The 26,443-nt window shown below is 40.5% G+C and carries 23 protein-coding genes; 8 read left to right on the forward strand and 15 right to left on the reverse strand.

The window, feature by feature from the left end; translation table 11 throughout:
* Window positions 1-71: 71 nt before the first annotated feature.
* On the reverse strand, window positions 72-287 hold the full coding sequence (locus ACR5KR_RS13245) for a hypothetical protein (protein WP_448266828.1): 216 nt from the start codon (window positions 285-287) through the stop codon (window positions 72-74).
* 78 nt (window positions 288-365) lie between these two features.
* A complete protein-coding gene (locus ACR5KR_RS13250) occupies window positions 366-3,797 on the reverse strand; it encodes an nSTAND1 domain-containing NTPase (RefSeq protein ID WP_448266829.1) in 3,432 nt (1,143 codons plus the stop codon).
* Window positions 3,798-3,943: 146 nt separating this feature from the next.
* On the opposite strand from ACR5KR_RS13250, the gene ACR5KR_RS13255 reads away from it, so the two are divergent.
* On the forward strand, window positions 3,944-4,315 hold the full coding sequence (locus ACR5KR_RS13255) for a CU044_2847 family protein (RefSeq protein ID WP_448266830.1): 372 nt from the start codon (window positions 3,944-3,946) through the stop codon (window positions 4,313-4,315).
* A 39-nt stretch (window positions 4,316-4,354) separates the two neighbouring features.
* On the opposite strand, the gene ACR5KR_RS13260 is transcribed toward ACR5KR_RS13255, so the two are convergent.
* From ACR5KR_RS13260 to ACR5KR_RS13270, 3 genes are all read right to left on the reverse strand, one after another.
* Window positions 4,355-4,654, reverse strand: a complete 300-nt coding sequence (locus ACR5KR_RS13260) for a hypothetical protein (RefSeq protein ID WP_448266831.1) — start codon at window positions 4,652-4,654, stop codon at window positions 4,355-4,357.
* Window positions 4,655-4,768: 114 nt separating this feature from the next.
* Complete coding sequence (locus ACR5KR_RS13265) at window positions 4,769-6,496, reverse strand: S8 family peptidase (RefSeq protein ID WP_448266832.1); 1,728 nt, start codon at window positions 6,494-6,496, stop codon at window positions 4,769-4,771.
* 313 nt (window positions 6,497-6,809) lie between these two features.
* Window positions 6,810-6,980, reverse strand: coding sequence for a hypothetical protein (locus ACR5KR_RS13270; RefSeq protein WP_448266833.1), 171 nt, complete (start codon window positions 6,978-6,980; stop codon window positions 6,810-6,812).
* Between the two features lie 786 nt (window positions 6,981-7,766).
* On the opposite strand from ACR5KR_RS13270, the gene ACR5KR_RS13275 reads away from it, so the two are divergent.
* The gene (locus tag ACR5KR_RS13275; protein ID WP_448266834.1) at window positions 7,767-9,236 is read left to right on the forward strand and encodes a glycoside hydrolase family 13 protein; all 1,470 of its coding nucleotides are present in this window, start codon (window positions 7,767-7,769) and stop codon (window positions 9,234-9,236) included.
* Window positions 9,237-9,366: 130 nt separating this feature from the next.
* On the opposite strand, the gene ACR5KR_RS13280 is transcribed toward ACR5KR_RS13275, so the two are convergent.
* Window positions 9,367-9,786: a fasciclin domain-containing protein gene (locus ACR5KR_RS13280; RefSeq protein ID WP_445631973.1), complete on the reverse strand. Its 420-nt coding sequence runs from the start codon at window positions 9,784-9,786 to the stop codon at window positions 9,367-9,369.
* A gap of 151 nt (window positions 9,787-9,937) precedes the next feature.
* On the opposite strand from ACR5KR_RS13280, the gene ACR5KR_RS13285 reads away from it, so the two are divergent.
* Together ACR5KR_RS13285 and ACR5KR_RS13290 are read left to right on the forward strand one after the other, a co-directional pair.
* Window positions 9,938-10,174 (forward strand): DNA-directed RNA polymerase subunit omega, encoded by a 237-nt coding sequence (locus ACR5KR_RS13285; RefSeq protein ID WP_094351515.1) that lies wholly within the window; start codon window positions 9,938-9,940, stop codon window positions 10,172-10,174.
* Window positions 10,175-10,256: 82 nt separating this feature from the next.
* Complete coding sequence (locus ACR5KR_RS13290; protein ID WP_448266835.1) at window positions 10,257-10,904, forward strand: hypothetical protein; 648 nt, start codon at window positions 10,257-10,259, stop codon at window positions 10,902-10,904.
* A gap of 577 nt (window positions 10,905-11,481) precedes the next feature.
* Here the strand turns inward: ACR5KR_RS13290 and ACR5KR_RS13295 are convergent.
* Window positions 11,482-11,802, reverse strand: a complete 321-nt coding sequence (locus ACR5KR_RS13295) for a TMEM14 family protein (RefSeq protein ID WP_448266836.1) — start codon at window positions 11,800-11,802, stop codon at window positions 11,482-11,484.
* Between the two features lie 87 nt (window positions 11,803-11,889).
* Here ACR5KR_RS13295 and ACR5KR_RS13300 point away from each other — a divergent pair, with 87 nt between their 5' ends.
* The 3 genes from ACR5KR_RS13300 (at window position 11,890) to ACR5KR_RS13310 (ending at window position 16,215) form a co-directional block, all read left to right on the forward strand.
* Window positions 11,890-13,239 carry an ATP-binding protein gene (locus ACR5KR_RS13300; protein WP_448266837.1) on the forward strand — a complete coding sequence of 450 codons (1,350 nt, stop codon included), beginning with the start codon at window positions 11,890-11,892 and terminating at the stop codon, window positions 13,237-13,239.
* A gap of 215 nt (window positions 13,240-13,454) precedes the next feature.
* The gene (locus tag ACR5KR_RS13305; protein ID WP_448266838.1) at window positions 13,455-14,792 is read left to right on the forward strand and encodes a tellurite resistance TerB C-terminal domain-containing protein; all 1,338 of its coding nucleotides are present in this window, start codon (window positions 13,455-13,457) and stop codon (window positions 14,790-14,792) included.
* Window positions 14,793-14,886: 94 nt separating this feature from the next.
* The gene (locus ACR5KR_RS13310) at window positions 14,887-16,215 is read left to right on the forward strand and encodes an ATP-binding protein (RefSeq protein WP_448266839.1); all 1,329 of its coding nucleotides are present in this window, start codon (window positions 14,887-14,889) and stop codon (window positions 16,213-16,215) included.
* A gap of 51 nt (window positions 16,216-16,266) precedes the next feature.
* On the opposite strand, the gene ACR5KR_RS13315 is transcribed toward ACR5KR_RS13310, so the two are convergent.
* From ACR5KR_RS13315 to ACR5KR_RS13330, 4 genes are all read right to left on the reverse strand, one after another.
* Window positions 16,267-17,655 carry a serine/threonine protein kinase gene (locus ACR5KR_RS13315; protein WP_448266840.1) on the reverse strand — a complete coding sequence of 463 codons (1,389 nt, stop codon included), beginning with the start codon at window positions 17,653-17,655 and terminating at the stop codon, window positions 16,267-16,269.
* A gap of 206 nt (window positions 17,656-17,861) precedes the next feature.
* Window positions 17,862-18,344 (reverse strand): cupin domain-containing protein, encoded by a 483-nt coding sequence (locus ACR5KR_RS13320; protein ID WP_448266841.1) that lies wholly within the window; start codon window positions 18,342-18,344, stop codon window positions 17,862-17,864.
* 104 nt (window positions 18,345-18,448) lie between these two features.
* A complete protein-coding gene (locus ACR5KR_RS13325; RefSeq protein ID WP_448270189.1) occupies window positions 18,449-19,036 on the reverse strand; it encodes a Uma2 family endonuclease in 588 nt (195 codons plus the stop codon).
* Between the two features lie 71 nt (window positions 19,037-19,107).
* Window positions 19,108-20,274: an AGE family epimerase/isomerase gene (locus tag ACR5KR_RS13330; RefSeq protein ID WP_448266842.1), complete on the reverse strand. Its 1,167-nt coding sequence runs from the start codon at window positions 20,272-20,274 to the stop codon at window positions 19,108-19,110.
* A gap of 144 nt (window positions 20,275-20,418) precedes the next feature.
* Here ACR5KR_RS13330 and ACR5KR_RS13335 point away from each other — a divergent pair, with 144 nt between their 5' ends.
* Window positions 20,419-21,318 carry an aspartoacylase gene (locus tag ACR5KR_RS13335; protein ID WP_448266843.1) on the forward strand — a complete coding sequence of 300 codons (900 nt, stop codon included), beginning with the start codon at window positions 20,419-20,421 and terminating at the stop codon, window positions 21,316-21,318.
* A gap of 102 nt (window positions 21,319-21,420) precedes the next feature.
* On the opposite strand, the gene ACR5KR_RS13340 is transcribed toward ACR5KR_RS13335, so the two are convergent.
* The 4 genes from ACR5KR_RS13340 to ACR5KR_RS13355 all read right to left on the reverse strand — a co-directional run bounded on the left by ACR5KR_RS13340 (window position 21,421) and on the right by ACR5KR_RS13355 (window position 26,311).
* Window positions 21,421-22,215 (reverse strand): Tab2 family RNA-binding protein, encoded by a 795-nt coding sequence (locus tag ACR5KR_RS13340; RefSeq protein WP_448266844.1) that lies wholly within the window; start codon window positions 22,213-22,215, stop codon window positions 21,421-21,423.
* Between the two features lie 411 nt (window positions 22,216-22,626).
* Window positions 22,627-22,896 carry a YciI family protein gene (locus ACR5KR_RS13345; RefSeq protein ID WP_448266845.1) on the reverse strand — a complete coding sequence of 90 codons (270 nt, stop codon included), beginning with the start codon at window positions 22,894-22,896 and terminating at the stop codon, window positions 22,627-22,629.
* A gap of 203 nt (window positions 22,897-23,099) precedes the next feature.
* Window positions 23,100-25,550 carry a phenylalanine--tRNA ligase subunit beta gene (pheT, locus tag ACR5KR_RS13350; protein ID WP_448266846.1) on the reverse strand — a complete coding sequence of 817 codons (2,451 nt, stop codon included), beginning with the start codon at window positions 25,548-25,550 and terminating at the stop codon, window positions 23,100-23,102.
* Window positions 25,551-25,813: 263 nt separating this feature from the next.
* Window positions 25,814-26,311, reverse strand: a complete 498-nt coding sequence (locus ACR5KR_RS13355; protein ID WP_445631962.1) for a hypothetical protein — start codon at window positions 26,309-26,311, stop codon at window positions 25,814-25,816.
* Window positions 26,312-26,443 lie beyond the last annotated feature (132 nt).

Below are 26,443 nucleotides of genomic sequence, written 5' to 3' on the forward strand. Positions count from 1 at the left end.
ACTAATGAAATAATTGCCATTTATGCGATTATCAAATTCCTGCACTGACAATTGCTTTGCTCGTCAGACGGCTACTCATCAGCTTTATGTTGTGGTCCATGTGGTGGATCAGTGTGATCGGGTCCAGGTTCTCCTGATTCTTCAAAGGGGAGTTTAGGGGCATGTGGTCCAGTGTGATCGGGTCCAGGTTCTCCTGATTCTTCAAAGGGGGTTGTATTTTTTCCTAGCATCCTGACTTTGAGGCTGGTGGATTCGGAATTATCAGAATTAGCTTCTAAGTTTTCCATACTACTATAATTCCTTATAATTTTCATCTTTATTATACACATGAAATATGTATTCTACTCATATCATATTAAATTTTTCTATTTTTTGATAGTTTCACAAATCTGACGAACATCAACATATTTTTGCTGTGCCTTATGATTATTATTTAAATATTCCGATAGCCAACTACAGCCTTTTTTTAATAAACTAGCAGTGTTTGCCTGTGATGTATTTTCAAGCTGAAAATCTAAGCTCCATATCCTTAAAGTTTGGTCACGACTAGCAGTAACAATCCATTTACTATCATTGCTAAAACTCAAATCAGTTATTTTATTTGTGTGTTTTCCTATAAAAAGAGGTTTTTGAGTGAGTTGAGCATCTTTCCATAGTTGGATATTTCCATCAACACTAGTAGCAGCAATAATTTTATAGTTTGGACTAAATTTAACTTTGTAGGGATTGTTAGCCGTCACCGATTTTATTTCTGACCATTGTTTGTTGTTATTTTTCCATTGCCACATTTTAACTGTATTATCGTAGCTAGAAGAAATGATAGTATCGTTATTAAGACCAAAAGTTGCATAACTTACTGCTGCAATATGTCCTGGTACAGCAGCAACAAGAGTACCATCTTTAGTGAATATTCTAATTTTTTCATCATCGCAAGCAGTAACAATATATTTTCCACTATTATTATGACTAAATTCTGCACTCCAAACTTTACTTTGGACATTTTGTGAAATAGTTTTATAAGGTTTTTTTATAATTTTTGATGAATTATATTCCCATAACCTTACAGTACCATTTTCCCTAGTAGTAATTATTTTATTGTCAGGGCTAAAATTGACAAAATAAATTTTTTTATCTTCTCTAATTGAATCAATCAAAGTACCATCTTTATTCCAGAGTTTAACTTTGTTCTCATCAGAAGAGACAATATACTTACCATCAGGACTAAAATTTACACTATAGACAGCAGCATCATGTCTCATAGTATTAACTAAAGTGCCATCCAACTTCCAAATTTTTACAGTTTTATCTCTGCTTCCAGAAACAATGAGGTTTTCTGTAGGACTAAAACTTACACTGCTAACAGAACCTGTATGTCCCTCTAAACGATTGTGTTCTTGCACTTTATCCATCACTAATTTAAGTCGATTAAGTGCGTTAGCATTATCTATACCTAAATCTTGAAATTGCTTGAGTACTTGTACACTTGCTATCATCGCATCAAGCTGATTCCCTGTTTGTAAAAGTAGCTCAGGCGATGCAATTAATGCTCCAGAAGCGATCTTATCCTTCAGACTATTCTTTGTGCTAAGTTGCCATGTAAACGCTCCTAATCCCCCACATACAGCTACAAGTATTGCAGAAGCGATCGCAAATCTAGTTCTTTGTGATTCAGCTTTGGCTTTAGCTTCTGCTTGCTGTTGAAGTTTTTTTGCTTGCTCTAATTCTGCCTGATTTTGGCGATCGCGTCTCTCCAAACTCTTATGCAAAAATTCTGATTCTAAGGGTGTAAGTCTTGGCTGAGTTTTATTCACCCACTCAGAAATTACAGCCAACTTTGCACCCGCCAATAGTGCTTCATCTAATTTATTAAATCTTTGTAGCCATTCTTGGCAATCTTCTTCTAAAGAACGACTCAGACGAATATTCTCCAGATTTTCAGCAATCCAAGTATTTAATAATTTCCACTCAGATAAAAGTGCTTCATGAGCAACTTCAACCGTCTTTTCATCGGTGATAATTAAACGTTGTTGAGAACCTGCCAGCAATCCTACAACCCTTTGCAGTTGTTGTGGAGAATCTGAAATTGCTTCTAATCTCTCCCAGCTAGCACGCCGCCGCGTCACTTCTCCTGTTTCACCTAAGTGCACCAATTCCATAAACAAACGACGCGTAAAGGCTTGATCTATAGTTGTCAAACTTTCATATAAAATTGTCGCTCTTTTGTCTAAAGCTCCTTTAACCCCGCCAATTTCCTCATAGCCTTTACAAATCAAAAGCGGTTGTGGCGATTCCGGTTCTTCAATGCAAACTCGCCATAACTCTTTAAGCGCATATTGCAGTATGGGTAATGCACCCGGACGGTTGATAACATCGGCAGCAATTTGCGAAACTAAACCATGCTCAAATGTTACCCCATGTAATTTTGCTGGTTTTTCTATTGCTTCTTCTAATTCAGGAAAAGACATCGGTGTAACGATGAATGATGTGGGAGGAATGCTATTGATGAGAGTAATAATTTCTAAATAGTCAGCACAACGATTTAAGAAATCACCGCGAATTGTCAAAATTATCCGCGTTTCTGCCTCACCCTTTTTTACTTCCTGTGCTATTAAGCGGATAAAAGCTTTGCGTTCCTCATCATCTTGACAAAGGGTAAATACTTCTTCAAATTGATCGATAAATAATAGATGTGGTTTATTTTGCTGCTGTTGTCGAGTCAAAATATCAACAAGTTTACCTAAAGGATGCTCTCCTGGCGTAAAAGATACGATTTCCCATTGACTGCTTCCAGGGAGGCGATCGCCTCCCAGTTGCGGTAACAAACCCGCTTTTATTAAAGAAGATTTGCCACTACCTGAATAGCCAATTACAGCTAAAAATCGACTCTCTGCTAAACGCGAAATTAGTGTGCGAACTGCTTCATCTCGTCCACAAAAATATTGCGCTTGCTCTGATTCAAAAGCATAAAGTCCCCGATAGGGATTTTCCTGATTGAAAGCAACTTTTTCTCCTGTAGGAATATCTAATTGGGGATAAGTAACCAGGGTAATCGAACGTCCCCAACCCATCCGAATCGGCTCCTGTACTGAACCTTTAAGTTCGTTGCTGACAAAATCAAACAAGCGATCGCCACTTATTCGCCTACTATTACTACTTGCATTTTCTATTGCCAATCCCTTAACAACTGCACCTGTAAAAATGCTGTATTCTTCACTCTTAATCGCTCCGGCGCGTTCAAAGCCACGACAAGCTGTAATTAAGTAATAATCTTTTTGCAAACTGAAAGCATTCAGACTTTTTTCTATTAATTGTCTTTCTAAGAAATAGCCGCTATGACAACAATCTAGTAGCATTACCAAACTACTCAATTGCGACTCTTGAATTAAATCGTTGAGGCTATCCAGAGGAATACCATATTTTTGTTCAACATTTTCATTTTCTTTAAATTCAATCTGACAATCAGAACTTGCTAAATATCCCTTTTGTTGCCCCAAATTGTCGGAAATAGTAAAACCGTGTCCGCTAAAATAAATCAGCGCTTCATTATTAGCAGCTTGCTCTAGTAAAAAAGTTCTCAAATCTTGCCCAAGTTGAGCGCCAGTAACTTTTTGCGCTGCCATTTCATAGCCGTTTTTATCTTTATTCCAGCGCTGAGGTAGTCTTTGCACAGACTGGAAATCACCATACTGCTCTAAGAGTTGCGCTACAGCTTCAGCATCATTTGTAGTCTTTGACAAACGCGTTAATGATGGGCTGACATACTCGGCGATACCAATAACAAGCGCGTACCGTGCCATTTAACACACCTTGGGTTGGTAAATGCGGGATAATCTTGACAGACACAATGATGGCTGTGTTACTAGAAACAACACCATCTGTTATTCTTCCGCAAGCAAACTGAAATTTATTCAGATACGTTACAAAACTTTAATCGAGGTAGCTTATGTCAGAAGTACAGCAACTATTTTTTGAAGCAGACGGGGAGATTGAGCAGATTGAGATTAATGTTACAGCAACCGAAATAACTTCGGAAATTGAGGAGGACGACGATGGCATAGAATACAAGGATGTGCGAACAGATGCGATCGCTCGGATGCAACAAGCTCGGCAAATGATTCGCTCTTATACTATCTATGCTCTGAGTGCTTTTAAAGACTTTAATACTGCGGAGATTGAGGAGGTAAGTCTTAAATTTGGCATTAAGCTGGGTGGGAAGGCTGGCATTCCTTACATTACCGAAGGCTCTGCTGAAAGTAATCTGGAAATTCAAGTGAAGTGTAAGTTTCCAGAAAAACCAAAACCTGATTCACAGTAACAGCAAAAAATTATCTGTACAAAAGGTAGACAATACCCATTAAACGCCCAACTTGCCTATATTTATTTTTCTATTAACCAAACTTAATTGCTGCGATCGCTTCAGACTCATCACCCAAGGTTGCTCTGATAACTGGGAAATGGCATTTGGTGAAAGTGTTGCTGTGAAAATATCTTTGCCACTGCTAACACCACTAACGCCTAAACTTTCTAAAATAGCAGTTGCAGCAGGGTTTAAAATTGGTTCAGTATGGATAAAAACTGCCAAACTACTTTCTTCGGAATCTTTAACATCATTTAGCGCTGTCGCAAGAGCGGCATCTAGTTTCTGATAATTCACCAGCAACTCCTTGGTAAACAGGGTAGGCAATAATTGTCTACCCTAAGTTATCAAATTTATAGATTTTTGTTACCTACCCTTGTACAGAAATAATATCCATCATTTTCAGTCTAATTACAGATTCAAAGCGTTAATTACTCCATAACCCCATTTGTCATCAAATGTGCCTGCGGGTTTGCCGGGAATCGCACTATTTTTACGTAGCAAGTCTTTGACAGCAGCCGGATCGAGTTTAGGATCTCGCTGCAACAGCAGTGCTACTAACCCACTAACAAACGGTGTCGCCATACTCGTACCAGCCTGCACCACAAACTTGGAGTTAATCATCGATGAGCGGTCAAAATTAGCATCGGCGGAAAGGGTGGAAACAATCATTGCTCCTGGTGCTGCTACATCAGGCTTCTGTCCATCATTGCGTAGAGGCCCTTCACTACTAAATTCCGAAATAGTATCCAATTCTAAGCCCATTTCTCGCACTTGGCCATCAATATCTGTGTACTTGGTTTTAGTAGTATAGGCGGCAACTGTAATTGCACTGCTGGCGGCTCCCGGCGAACCAATTTTTAAGGCATCTTTCACACTTTTACCAGTGAAAAATACTGATGAACTATCATCTAGTGTCCACACATTTAAACATGTGTCAGTTGAAGAAGTGTTGCGGACTCGCAACTGCCAAATACCTCCCATTACTGGCGAGGGGTCAATACCGCGTATTTGTACAAAGAAATTATGGTCGCCGTTAGCTTTATCTGGTGCTGGTGTCGCTAATTGCACTCGTGCATCTGGTAATTGGTAATCTTGGGCGGCATTACCTTCAGTAATAATTTTTTGGAAGGGAGTAACAAAACCGTTAGGACTCCGCACAGATACTTCTAATTCGCTGTCTTTGGCATACCAAGCGTTTAACCAAACGATGCCTACTTGATTCAAAGGGACATTGAAGCGCATACCACGAGTGCGTCCACTGGGTATTGTCGCTTGTCCATGAATGTTATCGTTTCCTTCGTTACCGGCTGCACAGCAAACAATTCTTCCAGGGCCAGTTTCGGCATCGATAACTTTGGATAAGGAATCGCTACCATCATGAGCATCAGCGTGTCCGCCCAAGCTGAGATTGACCACTGCTGGGCGTCCCAACTCTCTAGCAACTCGAAAAATGTAACGCACACCATCTGCAATGTGGGCATCTTGTAAATCTGACCTGACGACAACTAATTCCGCTTCTGGTGCGACACCACCATAACTAGCATCGGCACCAGCGGCAATGCCAGCGACGTGAGTACCATGACCGCCAGTATCCTGAGAAACTGTCAGTTGCGCTCCGGTAAATTCAGCCCCATAGCCGCCCTCTGTGACTCCTGGCCCTGGTAGTGTTTGATCCCAAATGTGTAAAATTCGTCCAGCAAAGGCGGGGTGTTTCGGATCGATGCCACTGTCTATAATACCGATGATTACTCCTTTACCTGTCAATCCGGTTTGATGCTTAAATTCCGGCAGTTTGACTGTTCCCATTGCAGTGTCCATCCTCAAATGAAGTTTGCGTGATGGCTTAATCCGCACAATCACATCTTCTTCAGATAAGACATCTAAACTCTCTATGGGTAAGAAAGCTGTTCGCACACTCCCGGAGTTTTGATTGACTTCAATATTATATTGTGATAGATAACTTAAGTCTGCATCAGGATCGCAGTAGATAAAAACGACGCTTTTAGTGGGCTTAACCGGGCTTTTATGGGCAATGATGCCAAGCGATCGCTTGTGTGTAACTAAAGCTCGATCTCCTTCATTTTGATAATCTTGATATGCTAAAAGTAGTCCAGGAGAAAGTTTTTCGTGTCTCATTTTTACCTTAAATTGAATTGAGTTGCCGTCAACAAAGTAGTGGTTATAGCAGGATAAGTCGCTCTAGGATTAACACAGTCTATGTAGTTTTGTCGCTTCGATTATTTGATGCGACTATAGTTATCTATTTATTTTATAGATAACATCAAATAAGTTTAGGACGTAAGAGTTATTCTTAAGACAATTGCTAATTCTTAGGGAACTCCAAAAAATAAATTATCCAATATTGTGGGGTGGGCCGAAAAGCCAGTGGTGTCAACTTCAGTTGTGCGTCCGCCCACCGTTAAAACGGCGGTCTAATAATCCAAGTCCATTAAAATGGACTGTAATCTTCAGTCCTCTTCAGAGGACTTTTGCTATCAGGGATTTTAATCCCTGGCGGACGTTCTGGCGGACGTTCTGGCGGACGTTCTGGCGGACGTTCTGGCGGACGTTCGGTTTGACGTGAAGTTGACACCAATGGCAACATGAGCGCCCAGTTCACAAGACGGGCGAGACGCCCATCCTACAAGAAATATTGGGATATTTTATTATTTGTCAGTCCCTTAACTCATATTCTGAAATTGCGTATCCCTCATAGTGATTTTCTGTGGTAACTGAGACATTTTCGCTCGGTTGCATCTAAGAATTACCGAAATCTAAGGTAACAGTAATTTTTCTGAAACTATAGTAGTCCTAAATTATTTGTGAAATATTTTTGGAGTCGGCTGTCATTAGTCATTTGTCCTTTCTAATCACAAATTACTCTTGACAAATCGCCAAGGACAACCATAACAAAAATTTTCACAATCTCATTTAAGATTGCTATACGCGATGTGCAACTTAATATTCTGACCTCACTTCCATTCCTCTCTCCTAAAAAGAGAGAGGCTTTGATTTTTGCTCCCCAACGCTAGTAGGGAAGGGGTTAGGTTTGAGAGAAAGTCGCACATGGCGTTATATTAAACTAATCCATCATCTGCCTAAATCATTACGGACAAAGTGAAGAAAATAAAATTAAGAAGAATTAAGTAATAAATAAATTTATTAAAGAAGATTTAAGACTCAGAATGCAATCAGTGACGAGTCTGTGTATATGAACTGTTAAAAACTAAAATAAATTGTAGTCAAAATAGTTAAGACTGATAACATTTGCGTATAAAACAGCATCAAAAAGGCTAAATCACTAATGAATACTGAGAAATCACAGATTCTCTATCATAAGTAAGAGCCATAAAGAAGCTAATATTTGCAACGATCGCTTCTGAACATACAAAAAATTATTCATTTCATGCAAATTCAAACACCAGACTGGGTGAAGCACGCTGTTTTCTACCAAATCTTCCCAGATCGTTTTGCCAGAAGCAAACAGCCACGCAAACGGTTATTGCAAGAGGCCCGTTGGGAAGATTGGGATTCTATGCCAACCCTTCAGGGCTATAAAGGCGGCGATTTATGGGGCATTATGGAGGGTTTAGATTACATCCAGAATTTGGGGATTAACGCGATTTATTTCACACCCATTTTTCAATCCGCCAGCAATCACCGCTATCATACCCACGATTATTATCGAGTTGACCCGATGTTAGGGGGCAACGAGGCTTTTAAAGAATTACTTGATGCAGCCCATCAACGGAATATCAAAGTTGTTCTGGATGGGGTATTTAACCATTCCAGCCGGGGCTTTTTCTTTTTCCACGACGTTTTAGAAAATGGCCCCCATTCACCTTGGGTAAATTGGTTCAAAATAGAAGGCTGGCCCCTTTCGGCTTACAATGGCGAATTCCCTGCCAATTACGTAGGTTGGGCGGGAAATCGCGCCTTGCCAGAATTTAACCACGACAATCCAGAAGTACGAGAATACATTATGGAAATTGCCGAATATTGGATTAAATTCGGCATTGATGGTTGGCGATTGGATGTACCATTTGAAATAAAAACTCCTGGTTTTTGGCAGGAATTTCGCGATCGCGTCAAAGCCATCAATCCCGAAGCTTATATTGTGGGCGAAGTCTGGGGAGATTCCCGCGAGTGGTTGGATGGAACGCAATTTGACGGCGTGATGAATTATCTATTTGCTGGGCCGACAATTGCCTTTGCAGCAGGCGATCGCGTAGTCTTAGAACAAGTCCAAAGCCGCGACTATCAACCCTACCCACCCTTATTTGCTGCCGAGTACGCTACCAAAATCCAAGAAGTACTGCAACTTTACCCTTGGGAGATTCAGTTAACTCAACTCAATTTGCTTGCAAGTCACGATACAGCCCGATTGATGACCATTGCAGGCGGCGATATCGCCAGTATAGAGTTGTCAACTCTACTGTTACTCACCTTTCCCGGCGCCCCCAGCATCTACTATGGTGATGAAGTTGGTTTACCTGGTGCAATAGATCCCGACTCCCGCCGTGGCTTTCCTTTAGAGAGTAACTGGAATCAAGAAATTTTTAATACTCACCGCCAGTTAATTGCCCTCCGCCACACTTATCCAGCCTTGCGTACAGGTGATTACCAAGTCCTCTATGCTCAAGGACAACTTTATATCTTTGCACGGACTTTGGGGACAGAAGAATTAATAATTGCCCTCAACGCTGGCACAAGTTCGGCAACAGCGAATGCAGATATCGCTACTTTGCGTACTCAACCCAACAAACTTTTATATGGCACTGCTGAAGTTGAGTGGAATAGTGAAGGAGATCGGCAGTTGTCATTAACTATTCCCGCACGCAATGGCTGTATTCTGGGAGTGGGGAGTGGGGAGTAGGGAGTAGGGGAGCAGCACTTCTCTACGAGACGCTGCGCGAACGGCTACGCTCAGTGACCGAGGAGAAGTCAGTTGCAGTAAGTCTTTCCCCTCAGCCCCCCAGCGCCTCTGCACCTCTGCACCTCTGCCCTTACTTCCCCGCCACCATTGCAGGCACCAACACCGCATCAATAATATGGATCACGCCATTGTCTGCCAGAATATCTGTTTTGAGGACATTGGCGTTATTTACCTTAAATTTACCGTCGGCAGATTCAATGGCGACAATTGACCCTTCAAGGGTCTCTGCCTCGTTAATCTGTACCAAATCATCAGACCTAACATCCCCACTAGCGATATGATACGCCACAATTTTCTGGAGCTTGGGGATATCTTGTAGTAGCGAGTCTAAAGTTCCCTCTGGCAAATTAGCAAAAGCTTCGTCAGTCGGTGCAAAGAGCGTGAAAGAACCAGGGCTTTTCAAAGTTTCGATGAAATTTACAGCTTTAGCAGCTTTTATTAAGGTATTGAAATTACCTGCTGCGATCGCAGTTTCCACAAGGTCAGCCATGAGGGTGCGTTATTTAATACTACAAGTTACTTATAAAGTGAGTAAAATACTTTTAGCTTCTATCAATAGAGAGGTTGCTGGCGATTTAACAGACAGCAGTAGACTGATTTCGTACTGTTACACTGGAGAATGACCCCAAGAACCACTGATTATGCTAAAGCGTTCTAAGTTCGAGACAACTCAATCTCAGATTATGCACCGTGCTGAGGATCTGATTAGTGCAGCCTCAAATCGATACCGCATTACGGTTCAGGTAGCAAATCGTGCTAAACGTCGGCGTTACGAAGACTTTGAAAGTAACGAAGATGCGATGATGAAGCCGGTGCTAAGGGCAATTATCGAAATGTCCGATGAGTTGACTCAACCAGAAATTATCGGCGAACTATAAGATTTAGTGCTGATTGCTGAGTGCTGAGTGCCGAATCAGGCAAATTCATCTTTTCACTCAGCAACGCCCAAAATATTGTTTTATGAAAAAGAAAAAATTTCTATTTAAATTAATTTTCTCAAAACTCACAACTCAGTACAAGCGAAACGCCCCGCTCCTGCTAACACCACTACTGCTTACCTTAATACTAGTGAGTGTAATTGTTTTAGGTTCAGGAGCGGATAAATCAATACATAGAAATTTATTTAGTATCCAACCTGCTTCTGCCCAGAGAGTCACGCCTAGTGATGTTTGGCAGCTAGTGTATCAACAATTGCCAGATTTTCCACGAGAAAATAAGTATATCAGTAAAGAAAATGGGAAAGTTGCCGAAAACAACACTTTAGCAAATCGCCTCATTAGATATCACATTTATACCAAAGGGCGGGCCCCCATTTATCGCTTAGATTGGAAGCTGACTTTAGCTGATTACCTGGGTGTGAACGAAATTATGTATGATACTACCTATCCAGGGAATGACTCACTACGGGAAAATCCGATAGAAGGCGATCGCAAAGCTATCAAAAGTCTCACCCGCAGCCAACGAGATGCCCTAGTACAAGTCTTAGTCAATATATTTAATCCTGCTTCCCAAAATACCCCATCTCCTAATTCCAATACCGCACCCAGTCCGACTACATCAACTAGCCCACAGCCACCACAACGAGGAGGTGCCGAACTACTAAAGTAGACTTCTTGGCATTTGTCGGGAAAAGGGGAAAGTGGGGTTCCAAGAAGGGGAAAAGGGGAAAGTGGGGTCCCAAGAAGGGGATAAGGGGCGAGGGGAAGGGGAAAAGGTTCTATATTGTCCCTTTCTGTGGGGTGGGCCGAAAAGCCCGCCCTAAATCTGGGACGGGTGGGGACACCCATCCCACAAGAAAATTTGGGATGTTTTTTTATTTGGAAGTCCCTAAAGTCCTCTCTGCGAGACACTACGCGAACACTACGAATTGAAAATAATATGCCAGTTGCGTAAGTCCTGTTTTGAAACAACTGGGTTTTGACTCAGCACAAACTAAACGCCTCGCTGACGCTAACAACACTCAGCTATATTTGCCAACAATTTGACTCACCTTGATAAAGGTACTGTGCGCCTCTACCCGTTTACCTTATTTAGACAGAATCGCTATAACTCATTGAGAATGCTAGAAGTTATTAGGCAAAGGTAACAAGTCACAGTAATATACATGTACTAATATAATTCAAAGCAGGGAAAGTCATGCCATACCAAAAAAAACAGGAGGGTGGTTATTGCTGAGAGACTAATGCTACCTTAAAGCCACAAATTGATTCACCATCACCGCCAATGCCAGCATACCCAAAATTGTCATTAATCCCGCAGGCATAAATTTGCGTGTTTTTACTAGTCTTAATACAAAGAAAGCTACTAGAACAGCAGTAACTAACACTGCTAAAATCGCACCCCAAGTTTGTCCTTGGAGTTGAAAGTAAGCGGCAAGTATTAGTAATAAACCGCTAATGCTACCACTTAAGAGTGAAACTTTACTTGTAGCTTGAATGTAGCCAATAACCCCACCAACAATCGCTAAAATACCGTAGGCAAAAGCAGCAATTATACTTAAATTCATTGTTAAAACCTATGTAGACTTTGACTTTACTGCCAGGGTCAGCAGACAATTTACCATAGCTATTTAGCTATACCACACAGTTAATTGATGGATAATCAAGCGATGCCAATGGCAAATACTTCTTCATATACAAAAATTCAATATCTCCAGCGCCAAGCAGCCTCACTTTTACTGTACCAATCTGTTCTGCAAGGCGAAGTCGGGATGGCATTTCTGGAACTGTTGCAAGCTATACGTTACACTGACACCGATGCACGGGGTTGTCTCCAAGCTTACGGCAATTACTTTTACGCTTTGGCTGCTAGAAATCAAAACTGGGAAGACTATTTAATTACTCAAATTCTCTTCTCTGAGAATCCCTTTACAAAGCTAGCGGGAGTGCAAGAATTTGAAGATTTGCCCCCAGCTTTAGTAACAGCAGTTCAGCATGATTTACAAGTATTGCAAAGTCTCTATGAGTGTAGCAGCGCTTCTTTGAGCGAGTGGGTACAAAGCGTAGCTCACATGCCGATTTCACCAGTAGTGTGGTATAAAGAGCAAGAATTGCTAGGAGTAGAGACAAAATTCATTACATATCTACAAGAGTTAGATAATTGGGGTGATGCTGTAGAAGAATTAGCAGCTTATTATCGGCAATGTGGCTCTGGTTTATTTGCAGAATATCGCGCTTTACGCTGGCAATCTGGGCAGTTTATCGGTATTAGGTATTCTGACCCGGTTAAACTGAGTTCGCTTGTCGGTTACGAATCTCAAAAAGATGCTTTGCTGAAAAATACTGAGTTTTTATTATCAGGAGAGATGGCACTGCATGTATTACTTTACGGTAGTCGCGGTTCTGGCAAATCTTCTTTAGTGAAATCTTTGTTGAATGAATATAGCAATCGCAGCCTCCGCTTATTGGAAGTAGCAAAATCTGATTTAAAAGACCTACCAGAAATCGTGGAACATTTACGGGGTGTGTCACAAAAATTTATTATCTTTGTCGATGACCTTTCATTTGAAGAAGATGATGATGCCTTTAAAGCCCTCAAGGTAGTTTTAGAAGGTAATTTAACGGCGCGACCGCAAAATGTAGTTGTGTATGCTACTTCCAATCGCCGCCACTTGATTCGGGAGTTTTTTGTGGATAGACCTACTCCCAAGGATAACGAGGAAATCCATGCCTGGGATACGATGCAGGAGAAGCTTTCGTTTAGCGATCGCTTCGGTTTAACCTTGACATTTGAACCAGCCAATCAGAAAACTTACTTAAAAATTGTACAACATCTAGTGGCACAAGCTGAAATTAATATTACCCAAGAAGATTTAGAATTTCAGGCATTACAATGGGCAACTCGTCATAATGGTCGTTCTGGACGTACAGCACGGCAGTTTGTTGATTTTTTAAAAGCAGATTTAACAATTTTTCATGCAAATAAAAATATATCCAACGCTTAACATTAAAATTATTTCATTAATGATTGCGCTTTTTTGTAACTTACAGAACAATGTTATGCAATATTAACTAAAATTAGAGATTTCATAACAATTCTGATACCAAAATTGAGAAAAATATCTTGATTTCCCAGATAAACCACTTGGATTAAGTATTTTATGTGTATGTGTTTTTTAATTACAAATTACGAATTACGAATTAGGAATTACAAATTACTATGAGAGCTACTTATTCAGATAATTTAACTACGCTAAAAACCAGCAATATGCAATCAGTAACGATCGGCAATAGATTTATACTAGTGATAGTTGCCTTTAGTGTGAGTTTTGGTCTTAGCCTTGTCCCAAGCTGGGATTTTAATAAAGCCTTTCTCACAGGTGTAATTACTGCCGTTACTATCCATACAACAGCATTATTCATAGATAAGCGGCGCAGAAATTATGAAATGTTTGTTTTAGGTTCTCTGCGTAAGCGAATTAAAGAGATGGAGGGATTAAAGGCTCGTGTTGTTAGAGAAATCAATCAAATTGAAGAACATCATAATTTACTTTATGCTGAATCACAACAACTGCAAAATCAAGTTATAGAAAGCCGTAGCCAAAGAGATAGTCTACATCGAGAATTAAGAACATTTGCCGGACAAAAGAAGCAATTAGAAACAGAAGTTAGTAGCCTGCAAACTGAAATTAATAATTTGCAGAACAATCAAACTGAATTGAACAATGCTTTTTCTATTCTCACAGCAGAGAAGCGCCGTTTAGAGTCAAATTGTAATGTATCTCGCGCTGAAATCACTCAATTGCAAAGTCAAATTTCTGAGCTACAACACGAGAAACAAGAAATTGAAAGTAATTTAACTCTTTTAGGCAGACTCAAACCCCAATTAGAAGAAAAATTATACGAACTGCGAATTGCAATTCAAGAGCTAGAAGTTGAGACAACCCAAAATAATCAATTGCTGGTAGCAACCAAAACTGAAAGAGAAAATATCCAAGCTATTCTTAATTATTCACAAACCCAACTAGCAGAACACAAGGCCGAATTACAGCAATTACAAGGCCAAGTTTCATTATTGCAAGAAGAACGAGACTCATTACAAAATCAAGTATGGGAATTACTACAACAAGTAGAAACGTTTAATTCAGAGCCTTTGTCTGATAATTCTCAAGAAGATGATATTGAATTGTTTCCATTTTCCGAGATAATTGAATCTTCTGATATCAGTGAAAATTCGGTAATTGAGACATCGGAAAATATCTCCGAAGAATGGACTAATTTTTTAGTAAATCTCCCTGGACATGAGTTACAAGTATTAAAAGCTATAGTTGAACAAGATAATCCTAATAGTGCTATTAAAACAATTGCCGAAGCAAATATCACTATGCCAAATTTATTAATCGATTCTATAAATGAACGCGCAAATGATACGATTGGGGAATTAATAATCAATTCTGATTCCGAAAGTCCAAAAGTTTATCAGGAGCATATAACAGATGTCAAAAAAATGATTGCAATGTATGAAGACCTCATGACCAGACATACTTCGTCAAATTAAATTGTTATTGCCGTCGTAATATTTAGTAGTAAGGTGATGTATCTTAGCTACTTACTGCGTGCTTATGAGTTTAGAATAAATCAAAGTGTAATACATGGCAAAGCTCAAAATCTCGAAGAAAATATCCACTGCTTTAATCAATTCTCTTGGTGCGGGGGTAGTACCAAGAGTAGGAGTTGAATATATCGCAGTAGGTCGAGAAAAAGAACTCAAAAGCCTATTACAAAATCTCGATGATATTGCAGAAGGTGTTGCAGCGTTTCGTTTTATAATTGGTAACTACGGTTCTGGCAAAAGTTTTTTACTGCAACTAATTCGTAACCGTGCTATGGAGCAAGGTTTTGTAGTAGCTGATGCTGATTTATCTTCTGAACGGCGATTAGCTGGAAGTAACAATGAAGGTGTCGCTACCTATCGAGAATTAATGAGCCACCTAGCTACAAAAACTCGTCCTGATGGTGGTGCTTTAGTCTCAATTTTAGAAGGATGGATTAATAAAATTCAACAAGAAGTGGTTAAAGAAACTGGAATGCGTCCCAATGACGATGGTTTTGATGACCAAGTTGAATCGAAAATTAGAGAAGTAGTTCAGTATATTGAAGACTTAGTTCACGGTTTTGATTTTGGTAGCGTGATTATCGCTTATTGGCGTGGCTACCGAATGGATGATGAGAATTTAAAAAATGCGGCAATGCGTTGGTTGCGGGGAGAATTTACTACTAAAGTTGAGGCGAAAGCAGCTTTAGGAGTACGCGTCATTATTGATGATGATAGTTGGTATGATTATATAAAACTGTTTGCTAAATTTGTCGCTGAAATTGGCTATAAAGGACTGTTAATTTTAGTTGATGAAGCCGTACATTTATATCAAATATCTACTACAGTCACGCGGGAAAAGAATTATAATCGACTCCTGGCAATGTTTAACGACACCATGCAATGTAAAGCAGAACATCTTGGCATTGTCGTTGGTGGAACAACTAAATTTTTAGAAGACCCCAAACGGGGACTTTTTGCAGACCAAGCTTGGCAAAGACGTACAAAAGAAAGTCGTTTTGTTGCACAAGCTAATGTTCAAGAACATTTAGGGCCAGTAATTCGGTTAAATCCGTTGAGTGAAGCAGAAATATTGACGCTCTTGCAACGTTTAGCCGAGATTCATGCACTCAATTTTGGGTATGAACAGACTTTGACAAATCGTGAGTTGAAGGAGTTTGTGCAAGAAATTATTAATCGTTTGGGTGCAGAAGCATTACTGACACCAGGGGAAATTGTGCGAGATTTTATGAGTGTGCTGAATATTCTTCACCAAAATCCAGGAATTGTATTTGGTGAATTAATTCATGGCTCTAAATTTAAACCTACTGGTGTAGGTGGAGATGCAGATGTGGATGAAGATGGCGCAGCAGAATTTAGTTTGTAATTAATGATGAAGAGACTAAATAATAAAAATAAGCACATTACTCTACAAAGTTTACTTTTTTGTAATTGGTAAGCCTAGCCAATCGCTAAGTTCATGAGCTAGCCAGTCTAGTTCCAAAAGAGTTACAGTAAAAATATCGAGTTCATTATTAGAAATTACATATTTTTTTATACCTGCCCATATTGTTAAATAATATTTATTGAAATCACTTTTGTTTATATCCAAACGTAAAATCTCTTGTCTAGAACTTGGAAAGGGATTGTGAAGCTCAAGCTTAAATATTTTATAAATCAAATAAATCTGCTGGCGATTTATGTAAAGTTGCTTTCGCCCAAATACACATATACAAATCAGAAAAAAAGCTACAGGGGAAATGACTAAAATACCTCTAAATAAACTACTCCCATCACCACCTAAAAGCGGAATACTCATCATAAAAAGTATAAAAAAGTAGAGAATTATAAATGTAAGTGTTTGAATAGATAATAATCCTGCCCCTGGAATGATGATATTTATAAAAGTAGCATTCTTATTCAACAAGATTTTACTACCAGGAGGTTTTTTAGGAATTGAATTAATTGCCCTACTCTCAAACTGACTCTGATTATTTTCTCCTCCTTTCTCCAAGGTTCGCATAGCATCTTCAGTAGAAGCCAAGCGTTTACTCATAATAGGTTCTGTCATCCGCCTTAACCAGCTGCTAAAACCAAGACTAATATTAGCAGCCTTTTCAAATTCAATTCGTAGGTCTGTTTGGGGTAAATCGCCTGGATGTTGACCTGTTACTAAGTAAATTAAAGTTGCGCCCAAACTGTAAAGGTCTGAAGCACGAGTAGCTCTCCCATTAAATTGTTCTGGTGGCATATAGCCGTAACTTCCCACAACTGTCATAGTGCTGCTTGTTCTGGCGATGGTTTGCACTGAACCAAAATCTACTAAGTAGACTTCACCCACACTATTACCAGAGCGATTTGTTAGTAGAATATTGCTTGGCTTGATATCACGATGAATTACGGGCGGTTGACGGCCATGCAGATATTTGAGAATTTCTAGAATGGCTTTTGCTAGTTCCTTAACTTCTTCTTCACTGAAACTACGCCCAGCTTTGAGTTGTACTTCTAGAGATTGGGCTGGGATATAACTTTGTACGAGTGCAAATCCTTTACTGTTGGGTGAATCTAGCTCAAAGTAGTCAAGGTAACGGGGAATTGCTGGGTGAGAGAGTGCTTTGAGAGTTTCAGCTTCCCGCTCAAATAGTTTGAGGTCATTCCATTCAAATTCATTACCAAAGGACAGTATTTTGACTACTACTAATTCTAGAGTTTGTAAGTCACGAGTTAGCAGCGATCGCCGTCCGGCTTTTTTGCCTAATTCCTGTTGCACTTGATACCTTTCTAACAGAATTTCTTGATTAGAATCTGGCAATTCTCGACTTGTCATTTGCTCGTGACTCCAAAGCTTTGTTGCTTTTATAGCTTTGCTGTTTGTTACTACCCCACTGTAAGATTACTTAAGTTAGCAACAAGCATTAGAGAAAGTATTTTTCTACAATTCGACTTACTATCTACTCAATACTGCTTAGATTTTGCCTAAAAATAAAAATGTATAGGAATAAAACTCAATCAAACCTGCAATTCTCATCGAATTCATCTGTTTTCAGTATTGGTTAAAATAGCTTTTGGTTGATTAGCATTAAATAGAGAAGCAGACAACAGAATAATCGGTTTGTTTGTTTGGTTTTCTCCATAATGAACCATTCCGGCAGATTCAATTAAAGAATCTCCCACTGTAAGCTGTATAGTTTTCCCTTTTTGAAGAATCAATTCTGTGCCATTAGCTTTCGTTACTTTAGCTTCTCCTTGCACAACAGTATAAGTTAAACTTCCCGCCTCTACTCGTTCAATCTGCATTCCCGGATGAGTATGAGTAGGGAGTTTTACTCTTGGTGCGATGGTATAGCGTACAAGCTCAAGAATTTGCTTTTGATCTTGAGCAGGATAACCACTCGCTAAAACTTCACGGGTAACAGATTGAGTGTAAGTATTGGGTGAGGAGATTTTTTGGCTCTTAACAACTACACTGCCAAAAGCTAGGATAGCTAAGGGAAGAATCAGAGACAGTTTTCTCATATTAAAAGTTTTTTGTTTAAGCAATACTTTTAATTACATCATTTTGTGTTTAGTTTGTCTAATAAGCATAAGTAGCTTAACTCACTTTAGAAAATGAGCGAAAATCATTCACTAGTACTCTCTGGAAACAACCGATTCAAATCTAATAATGTATCTTCAAATCCAGGAATTGCCACTGACTGATTCGATAAAGAAATCTGCTTGCTGAGATAGCTAAACTTATTTTGAGCATTTTGATATGGCTGGCTATGACGCTCAAGTTGACGAGCCGATAAATTCACAATCCAGTAATCAGAAATTCCGGCTTCTGCATACAAAGACAGCTTGGTTGTTTGGTCGTAATCTATTGTTTTATCTGAAATTTCAATCACTAATAAAATATCTTCGGGATAGGGATGATGAGCTAGGTAATCTTCATCTCTCCCTCGTGCAATGACAACATCCGGCTCAGGCTCACTTTGATTAGGAAGGGCGATCGGATCTTGTCCACGGATGACTGCTCCATCGCCTAGAAGCCGATCCAATTGACGGCATAGGATAGAACTACAAACTGTATGAGGCGTTCCCTTTGCTGTCATTTGAATCAGTTCTCCGCGAATCAATTCAATACGATCGCCCTCTGTGAAAAATCCGAGTTCAATCAATTGATGGTATTCTGCGATCGTAAATCGTTTAGGTGTCACAACATTCATGAGACATCTTTCCAATAGTACTTGTACACTAGCAGAGATTAAACTGACTGCGTTGTTTACCGCCGCAGGCATCACAATGCCTCAAATTGCTGCCAGCAAAGGTACAATGCACGCGGTACATGAAAACATCCTTTCCATTTGCCACCTTTGAGGTTCAACAATACTTCCCCACGCCGATTCAGGTAGCCAAACCATTCACCATACTCGGAATCAGCAAAGTGTGACCAGGCGAAATCGTGCATCTTTTGATACCATTCCCAACACACCTCACGCCCTGTCAACCGATAACCCATCGCTAATGCAACCAATGACTCTAGGTGAACCCACCACAATTTTTGATCCCATTCCAGTTGTTGTGGGGGATGACCATCTGCATCCATAAAGTAATACAATCCGCCGTACTCCTTATCCCAAGCAAAATTCAGAATATTTAGCACTATATCAACGGCTTGGTTAATAGTTTTGGTGTCGTTTTGACGACGCGCGATGTCCATGATAAACCACATCGCTTCGATACCGTGACCTGGATTAATCAGCCTTCCCTCAAAACTATCGATGTGGGAACCGTCAGGGGCAACGTTTTCGTACATTAGTCCCCGTTCTTGGTCGAGAAAATCGGTCATTACTTCGTGGACTGTCTCAGCTAGGACATTCTCTAGTGTTTCCTTTGGTAACAACCATTCCATTTCTAGAGTCAGGTTGGCTAAAATCATCGGTACAGCCAATGATTTCATCGGGCGTGTGCCGGGATAGGTTTTATTATATTTGCCCTTGGGGTTATCTTTGCGGCGTAATACGTTGTTATAAGCTTGCATCGCTACATCTTTTGCCCATTCTTCACCGCCAGCGAGTGCGTATTGACTAAATGCCATCGCTGCAAAGCAATCAGAAAAGATGTTGTAAGGGTGAACTAATGGTTTTCCTTCACGGGTGAGGGCAAAGTACCAGTTACCATCGCTATCTCTGCCATGTTGGGCGAGAAAATTAGCGCCATTGCTGGCAATTTTTAGCCAGTTTTCGCGCTTTTCTAACTGGTTGTAAAGCATCGAAAAAGTCCACACTTGGCGGTTTTGCAGCCAAATGAATTTGTCTGTATCATAAATTTTGCCTTCGCGATCGAGGCAGGTAAAATAGCCGCCTTGCTGCCAATCGAGAGAATATTTTTCCCAAAAGGGGAGTACGTCGTTGAGGAGGGCGTTTTTGTAAAGTTCAGCCATCGCTTGAAAGTCCTGCTCCATAAATTTCCTCCCTTTTTGTACTAAATCTAACAGCTTAACAGTTATCATATTTTGGCTCTAATATGGAGCGTAGGCGTAGCCCTTCGTAGACATTGTGTCAGGCTTTTACAAGATTTAGTGTAGTTTTTTAGAGATGAGGTTGTTATGAGTCAGATTGAACGAGTTGCGATCGTTGGAGGAAATCACGGCAATGAGCTAACAGGAGTACATTTAGTCAAAAAGTTTCAGCAATATCCTAATTTAATTAATAGGGCAAGTTTTGAAACTCTGGCATTACTTGGCAATCTCAAAGCTATTGAAGAAGGCAAACGATACATTGAAAAAGATTTAAATCGTTGTTTCACTAATCAAGGTTTACAAAATCCTCAACTCTTAAGTTATGAAGATATGCGGGCAAAAGCAATTCAACAGATATTGCAACCGCAAAATCAGCCCTTTGTAGATGTAATTGTTGATTTGCATAGCACAACTGCCAATATGGGGTTAAGTCTGATTTTTTGTGATATGCATCCTTTCTTGCTTCGGTTAGGCGCTTATTTAAGTTCTATCAATCCTTTGGTGAAAGTCTTTATTAATCAGGAATCCAAAGAAAATGGTTTTCTCCGTTCTTTGTGCGAATTGGGTTTTGTGATAGAAGTTGGTGCTGTAGCTCAAAATGTTTTAAACGCTAAATTATTTCAGGAGACAGAACAGCTTATTTATGCAGTTTTAGATTATTTTGAAAGGTGCAATCAGGGTAATATTCCGCAGACAAGCAACTACCTTACACTTTATAAATATATTAAGACTATAGATTATCCGAGAAGCGATACCTACAGTGGGCTGCGCCAACACAGGGAAATTCAAGCCATGATTCATCCCCAGCTTCAGTTTAGGGATTATGAACCTTTGCATCCAGGCGATCCAATGTTTTTGACTTTTGAAGGAAAAGATATTTTCTATGAGGGAGCGTCTACTGTTTATCCTATTTTTATTAATGAAGCAGCTTACTACGAGAAAGGAATTGCGATGTATTTCAGTCAAAAACAGGAAGAAATAGTTTAATTTTTTCATTGCCTTTGCCTCACTTTTATCTCTATTTTTATTTCTTAATACCTCTAATTTAGCTATCAAAATTAAGCAGACAAATATTTTTGGCAATTAATATTAATTTTCTGCCTGCAATAACCAAAAGCCACTATAAGTCATACCAGAATCATCGGGTTGAACTAACAAAAAATGCAATCCTCGGCAATGCTTTTTGCGTTGTTCAAATGCTTGGGCTGCTGTTGTAACTTCTGGATCTTCAAATGTGGCAACAATCCACCTATCCACCAAGCTAGCTTCTAATATTAAGCCATCCGGTGCGCCAGAAATGTAGTTGAAGCTTACAGGACGGGCTTGCTGCAACCACCGTGCTAGGCGCATTGATTGCCGTCCCCCATAAATGACGACACCAGGAACGGGAACTGTTGATGCCAAACCTAAATTGATGGGTTTGAAATGTTCTGGGATGTGCAAAATGGGAATGGGGCGATCGCTAAATCTCGTTTCTACATCACTAGCAGCTAAACTTGCAAAACGCCATTGTTCTCCCCAAAGGTTTTCTGGTAATGGTGCTGGAGGTGGTTTATCCAGCGTTGCGGGATATTGCTTTTCTTGTAACCACTGCTTTAACGCCAAGGTGTGGCGGGTAGGTTCGACATTAATACTTAAGTTACGTCCAGCCGCTTCAATTAAGCTTAGAGACTGAGGACGAAACACCTGAATTACATCTGGCAATTCTTCACCAGCAGCTAACTTAAGTTGAGTCGCAACCCAATTAGAATTTGCTGCTGACTGGAGACAGGTGGCTTCATACTCAAAGCTGCGAGTTGCGTCACAAATTAACAAATCCCATAAAATTTGTCCAGACGCATCTTGTGAGGGACGACGATAAAAATCAACTTGCCAAGTTTTCATAGGTGGGGACAAGGGGGCAAGGGGGCAAGGGGACAAGGGGACAAGGGGGCAAGGGGACAAGGGGACAAGGGGGCAAGGGGACAAGGGGACAAGGGGGCAAGGGGACACAAGAGTGGAGTTCAAAGACTCGTCAGCGAGTATCAAAGACTCGTCGGCGAGTATTAAAGACTCGTCAGCGAGTATCAAAGACTCATCGGCGAGTATAAAAGACTCATCGGCGAGTATCAAAGACTCATCGGCGAGTATCAAAGACTCGTCGGCGAGTATAAAAGACTCATCGGCGAGTATCAAAGACTCATCGGCGAGTATAAAAGACTCGTCAGCGAGTATTAAAGACTCATTCACGAGTATAAAAGACTCGTCAGCGAGTATTAAAGACTCATCCCCTATTCCCCATGCCCAATGCCCAATTTATAAAGCCTGAATCCATTCTTTGACAGAATATTCAGTCCAGATGCCATTTTTCCAGTAGGGGTCATTTTCAATCAACTGGCGCACAGTGGCTTCGTCTTCGGCTTCGTAAATGCCAAAAACTTTTGTAATATCTTTAGTAGGGCCGATGGTAATCAGCACACCGGATTCTTTCTGTTTTGCTAATCCGTCTAAATGAGCTTGACGATAGGGGGCGCGTTTTTCGATAACGTCTTCGCAGTAAGTTCCCCAGAGTACATATTTAGGCATAACTTTACCAATTTTGGATTTTAGATTTTAGACTTCGGCTCCTTTCGACTTCGCGATAGTTGAGCGCAGTCGAAACTCAAGGCAAGTCGCTCAGTCGAACGATTTTGGATTTTAGATTTTGCAGCCAGTGCATCGGGGAGTAAGAAATGATTAATTTCTCACTCCTAGCAAATGACAAATGACAAATGACAAATGACAAATGACTAACTTCTCAAGTTGACACCGAATTTTTCCACCAAGGCTTCGCGGACTTTATTATGTACTGGTTCGACTTCAGCCTCAGTCAAAGTGCGATCGCTTGCCCGATAAATTAAGCGGAATGCTAAACTCCGCTGTCCTTCGGGGACGTTTTCACCCCGATATTCATCAAATAATTCCACCGATTCGAGCAAATCTTTACCAGCTTTAGTAATTACTTTTTCAATTTCGACAACTGAGATTTTCACGGGTGCGAAAAAGGCGATGTCGCGATCGCTAGCTGGATATGTAGAATAAGGCTGGAATGTGGGGACGAGAACTTCATCTTCTCCGAGAGAATCTAAAAGTACATCTAGATCCAACTGAAAAACGTAAACGGAATCTGGTAAACCTTTTTCTCGTCGCAGTTGGGGATGGAGTTGCCCAAAAATCCCCAGTCTGTTACCCCGAATCCACAGGGAAGCGGTGCGTCCTGGATGTAAGCGATCGTCGCGGCGATCGGGTTGAAATTCGATTTGCAAGCTAAGTTGCCGAAATACACTTTCTAAAATGCCTTTGGCTTCAAACCAGGTGATGGGTTCTTCACGTCCACTTTTTGACCATTTGCCAAGGGAAACATCCCCTCCCATAATTCCCGCCAAGGCTTCTGTTTCTTGCAAACCGTCTTCTTCTTGCCAGAAAATTTGCCCGATTTCAAAACCGTTAAGGGCACCATTACCCTGCTCTAAATTGTATTGAAAAGCATCAATCAACCCAGAGATCAAATCGGTTCGCAGTGCTGAATATTCGACAAATAACGGGTTTGACAGTACTATATTTCTGTCTTCTCCTGGTTTGACTAAAGAATAGTGGATTAATTCTGTCAATCCTTCAGCCCGGAGGAAAGCTCGTAATTTGCGAATCACTTCCTCATCTAAAGGCAGATAGCCAGCTTCCGCTTTTTCTGGTAAGGTATCGCAGAATTTGTTGTAACCATAAAGACGGGCGATTTCTTCAATTAAATCAATTTCTCGCTCTAAGTCGCGGTAACGATAGGGTGGGACGGAAACTGACCATGTAGGTTGATGGCTGTTATCTTCTCCTGAAGAAGTTAACTGACACCCCAATGCAGTCAGGATGCGCTCAACATCTTGTTTTTGCAGTTCGCCTGTGTCCTCTTCCAAATCGATGGGCCCCAATATCTGATTAACTCGCTCTAAACGCAGGGCGATAGAACGACTCCAGGTAGACGGATCGGGGCGGGTGTCGGCAATTTCTTGCTGGACTATAATTCCACTCGCTAATTCGCTAATTAAGGATAAGGCGCGGCGATTGGCTATTTCCAGCTCCGCCCGGTTAACTCCCCGTTCGTATCTGCCAGAAGCCTCACTTCTTAACCCAACACTCCTCGAAGAACGGCGAATTGCCACGGAATCAAATAAAGCCGCTTCTAAAACTAAACTTTGAGTACCTGCATGGACTTCTGTTTCTTCTCCACCCATGACTCCCGCCAATGCAACGGGTTTTTCGTTAGCGGTGATTAACAAATTTTGGGTTGTCAGGGTGCGAGTTTGTCCATCCAGGGTTTTGAGCGATTCTCCATTATTAGCGAAGCGAACGCCGATGGTTAAATTTTCGCTACCTGCAACAGATTTTAGGCGATCGCCATCAAAGGCGTGCAGTGGTTGTCCCCATTCCAACAAAACATAATTAGTAATGTCCACCACATTACTGATAGGACGTACCCCAGCCGCCCGCAAACGCTGTTGCAACCATTCGGGAGATGGAGCAATTTTCACCTGTTCAATTACCGTACCGATGTATGCAGGACAAGCTTGGGTATCGGCAATTTTTAAAGCTAAATTTCCGGCATTTTTGGGAATAGATACTTCAGCAGGTTCAGGAATGCTCAACTTTCCACCCGTTAAAGCTGCTACTTCTCTGGCTACACCTACCATACTCAGAGCATCAGCGCGATTTGCAGTTGCCGTCAGGTCTAAAATTACATCATCTAAACCCAACAACGGCCGGACATCACTACCCAATGGTAAATCTTCCTGGGTAAAAATATGAATTCCGTCTATATCGGTGGGCAAACCGAGTTCCTTTAAAGAACAAATCATCCCCTGAGATGGGACACCACGTAGTTTTGCAGGTTTAATTTTTAAATCTATTTTGGGTAAGTAAGTACCCGTAGTTGCCACTGGGACATAGATATCTGCCTTCACATTGGCAGCACCACAGACAATATTTAAAGTTTCACCTGTACCGATATCCACTTGGCAAACACTCAATTTATCGGCGTTGGGATGGGGTTGACGCTCAAGCACTTTGCCGATGACCACGCCATTTGCCCAAGTGCGGCGGTCTTCAATCTCTTCAACCTCAAACCCCGCCATTGTCAGGGTTTCAGCTAATTCTTCTGGACTAAGTTTTATCTCTACTAGTTCGCGCAGCCAATTTAGAGAAATACGCATGGAGTGTGCTTGTTTTAGGAATCGTCTTTTGCTCTTATTTTAGGGTGCAAGAAGCGCTCGATGGCTACTCGCCCTGCAAGGTGTACCCTTTCACTTGAACAATCCTACTACGTTAGACAGCCAATGTAAAAATAAGTAAATACTGAGAATGTATCTACGCAGGGAAGTAATACCGATTTTCCAAAATCAGGCTACAGATGTAAAGCTGAAAACCCAGATTAAATCTAACTTTTTTAATTACGAATTACGAATTATTTGGTCATCTAATTTTTACTAACAACAATTTTAGCAATGTAGTCTTTGAGTGCGATCGCCTTTTTGCTATTTGGGTACGGGGAAACCTCTATTAATTTTACCGAATACTTATCTAAAAATTGAATTGGTAAAGCATCACGACCTGGTATCAAGGTTAGCGTTAATGTTGAAACTTGCTGACCATTTTTTATGATGTCTAATCCAATAATAACTTGCCCTTGCCAAATACAAGTTACATCAGAAGGACACCGAGAATCCTGGATAACTTTTGAAAATTTGATTTCAATATTTTCAGTGGGGAGGTAAGCTGTCCTTCCATATCTCAGATAAAATGGAGTATTTAAAGTAGTTCCAACTCTAGCCATCAATTGTTGATGACTACCTTGAGCAATTGATTTAACTTCTATGCTTGAAGGCTTGATATTTGATGATATTCCATAGCTAGGAAGACAATTTGCTCCACCAATCAATGTTAATATAACTGCTGCGCTTACTACACTTTTCATTTTTTATACTCCATAGTCAGGAATTTTTATTATTAGTTTAACTAGAAAGCAGACTGATAAATTATTTTGTTTTCTGCTAGAGTGAAGCTTCAAAACACAAAACGCAATTAGTTCACCTTTGTGCGTTGGTGC

The organism is Nostoc sp. DSM 114159, assembly GCF_053470285.1.

Coding starts and splice junctions, on each gene's coding strand:
- ACR5KR_RS13355 (WP_445631962.1), bottom strand. CDS start 26,311: ATGAAAAGTGTAGTAAGCGCAGCAGTTATATTAACATTGATTGGTGGA.
- ACR5KR_RS13280 (WP_445631973.1), bottom strand. CDS start 9,786: ATGGCTGACCTTGTGGAAACTGCGATCGCAGCAGGTAATTTCAATACC.
- ACR5KR_RS13265 (WP_448266832.1), bottom strand. CDS start 6,496: ATGAGACACGAAAAACTTTCTCCTGGACTACTTTTAGCATATCAAGAT.
- ACR5KR_RS13245 (WP_448266828.1), bottom strand. CDS start 287: ATGGAAAACTTAGAAGCTAATTCTGATAATTCCGAATCCACCAGCCTC.
- ACR5KR_RS13275 (WP_448266834.1), top strand. CDS start 7,767: ATGCAAATTCAAACACCAGACTGGGTGAAGCACGCTGTTTTCTACCAA.
- ACR5KR_RS13285 (WP_094351515.1), top strand. CDS start 9,938: ATGCTAAAGCGTTCTAAGTTCGAGACAACTCAATCTCAGATTATGCAC.
- ACR5KR_RS13315 (WP_448266840.1), bottom strand. CDS start 17,655: ATGACAAGTCGAGAATTGCCAGATTCTAATCAAGAAATTCTGTTAGAA.
- ACR5KR_RS13290 (WP_448266835.1), top strand. CDS start 10,257: ATGAAAAAGAAAAAATTTCTATTTAAATTAATTTTCTCAAAACTCACA.
- ACR5KR_RS13340 (WP_448266844.1), bottom strand. CDS start 22,215: ATGAAAACTTGGCAAGTTGATTTTTATCGTCGTCCCTCACAAGATGCG.
- ACR5KR_RS13255 (WP_448266830.1), top strand. CDS start 3,944: ATGTCAGAAGTACAGCAACTATTTTTTGAAGCAGACGGGGAGATTGAG.
- ACR5KR_RS13320 (WP_448266841.1), bottom strand. CDS start 18,344: ATGAGAAAACTGTCTCTGATTCTTCCCTTAGCTATCCTAGCTTTTGGC.
- ACR5KR_RS13345 (WP_448266845.1), bottom strand. CDS start 22,896: ATGCCTAAATATGTACTCTGGGGAACTTACTGCGAAGACGTTATCGAA.
- ACR5KR_RS13310 (WP_448266839.1), top strand. CDS start 14,887: ATGGCAAAGCTCAAAATCTCGAAGAAAATATCCACTGCTTTAATCAAT.
- ACR5KR_RS13325 (WP_448270189.1), bottom strand. CDS start 19,036: ATGAATGTTGTGACACCTAAACGATTTACGATCGCAGAATACCATCAA.
- ACR5KR_RS13335 (WP_448266843.1), top strand. CDS start 20,419: ATGAGTCAGATTGAACGAGTTGCGATCGTTGGAGGAAATCACGGCAAT.
- ACR5KR_RS13305 (WP_448266838.1), top strand. CDS start 13,455: ATGAGAGCTACTTATTCAGATAATTTAACTACGCTAAAAACCAGCAAT.
- ACR5KR_RS13300 (WP_448266837.1), top strand. CDS start 11,890: ATGGATAATCAAGCGATGCCAATGGCAAATACTTCTTCATATACAAAA.
- ACR5KR_RS13295 (WP_448266836.1), bottom strand. CDS start 11,802: ATGAATTTAAGTATAATTGCTGCTTTTGCCTACGGTATTTTAGCGATT.
- ACR5KR_RS13330 (WP_448266842.1), bottom strand. CDS start 20,274: ATGGAGCAGGACTTTCAAGCGATGGCTGAACTTTACAAAAACGCCCTC.
- pheT (WP_448266846.1), bottom strand. CDS start 25,550: ATGCGTATTTCTCTAAATTGGCTGCGCGAACTAGTAGAGATAAAACTT.
- ACR5KR_RS13250 (WP_448266829.1), bottom strand. CDS start 3,797: ATGGCACGGTACGCGCTTGTTATTGGTATCGCCGAGTATGTCAGCCCA.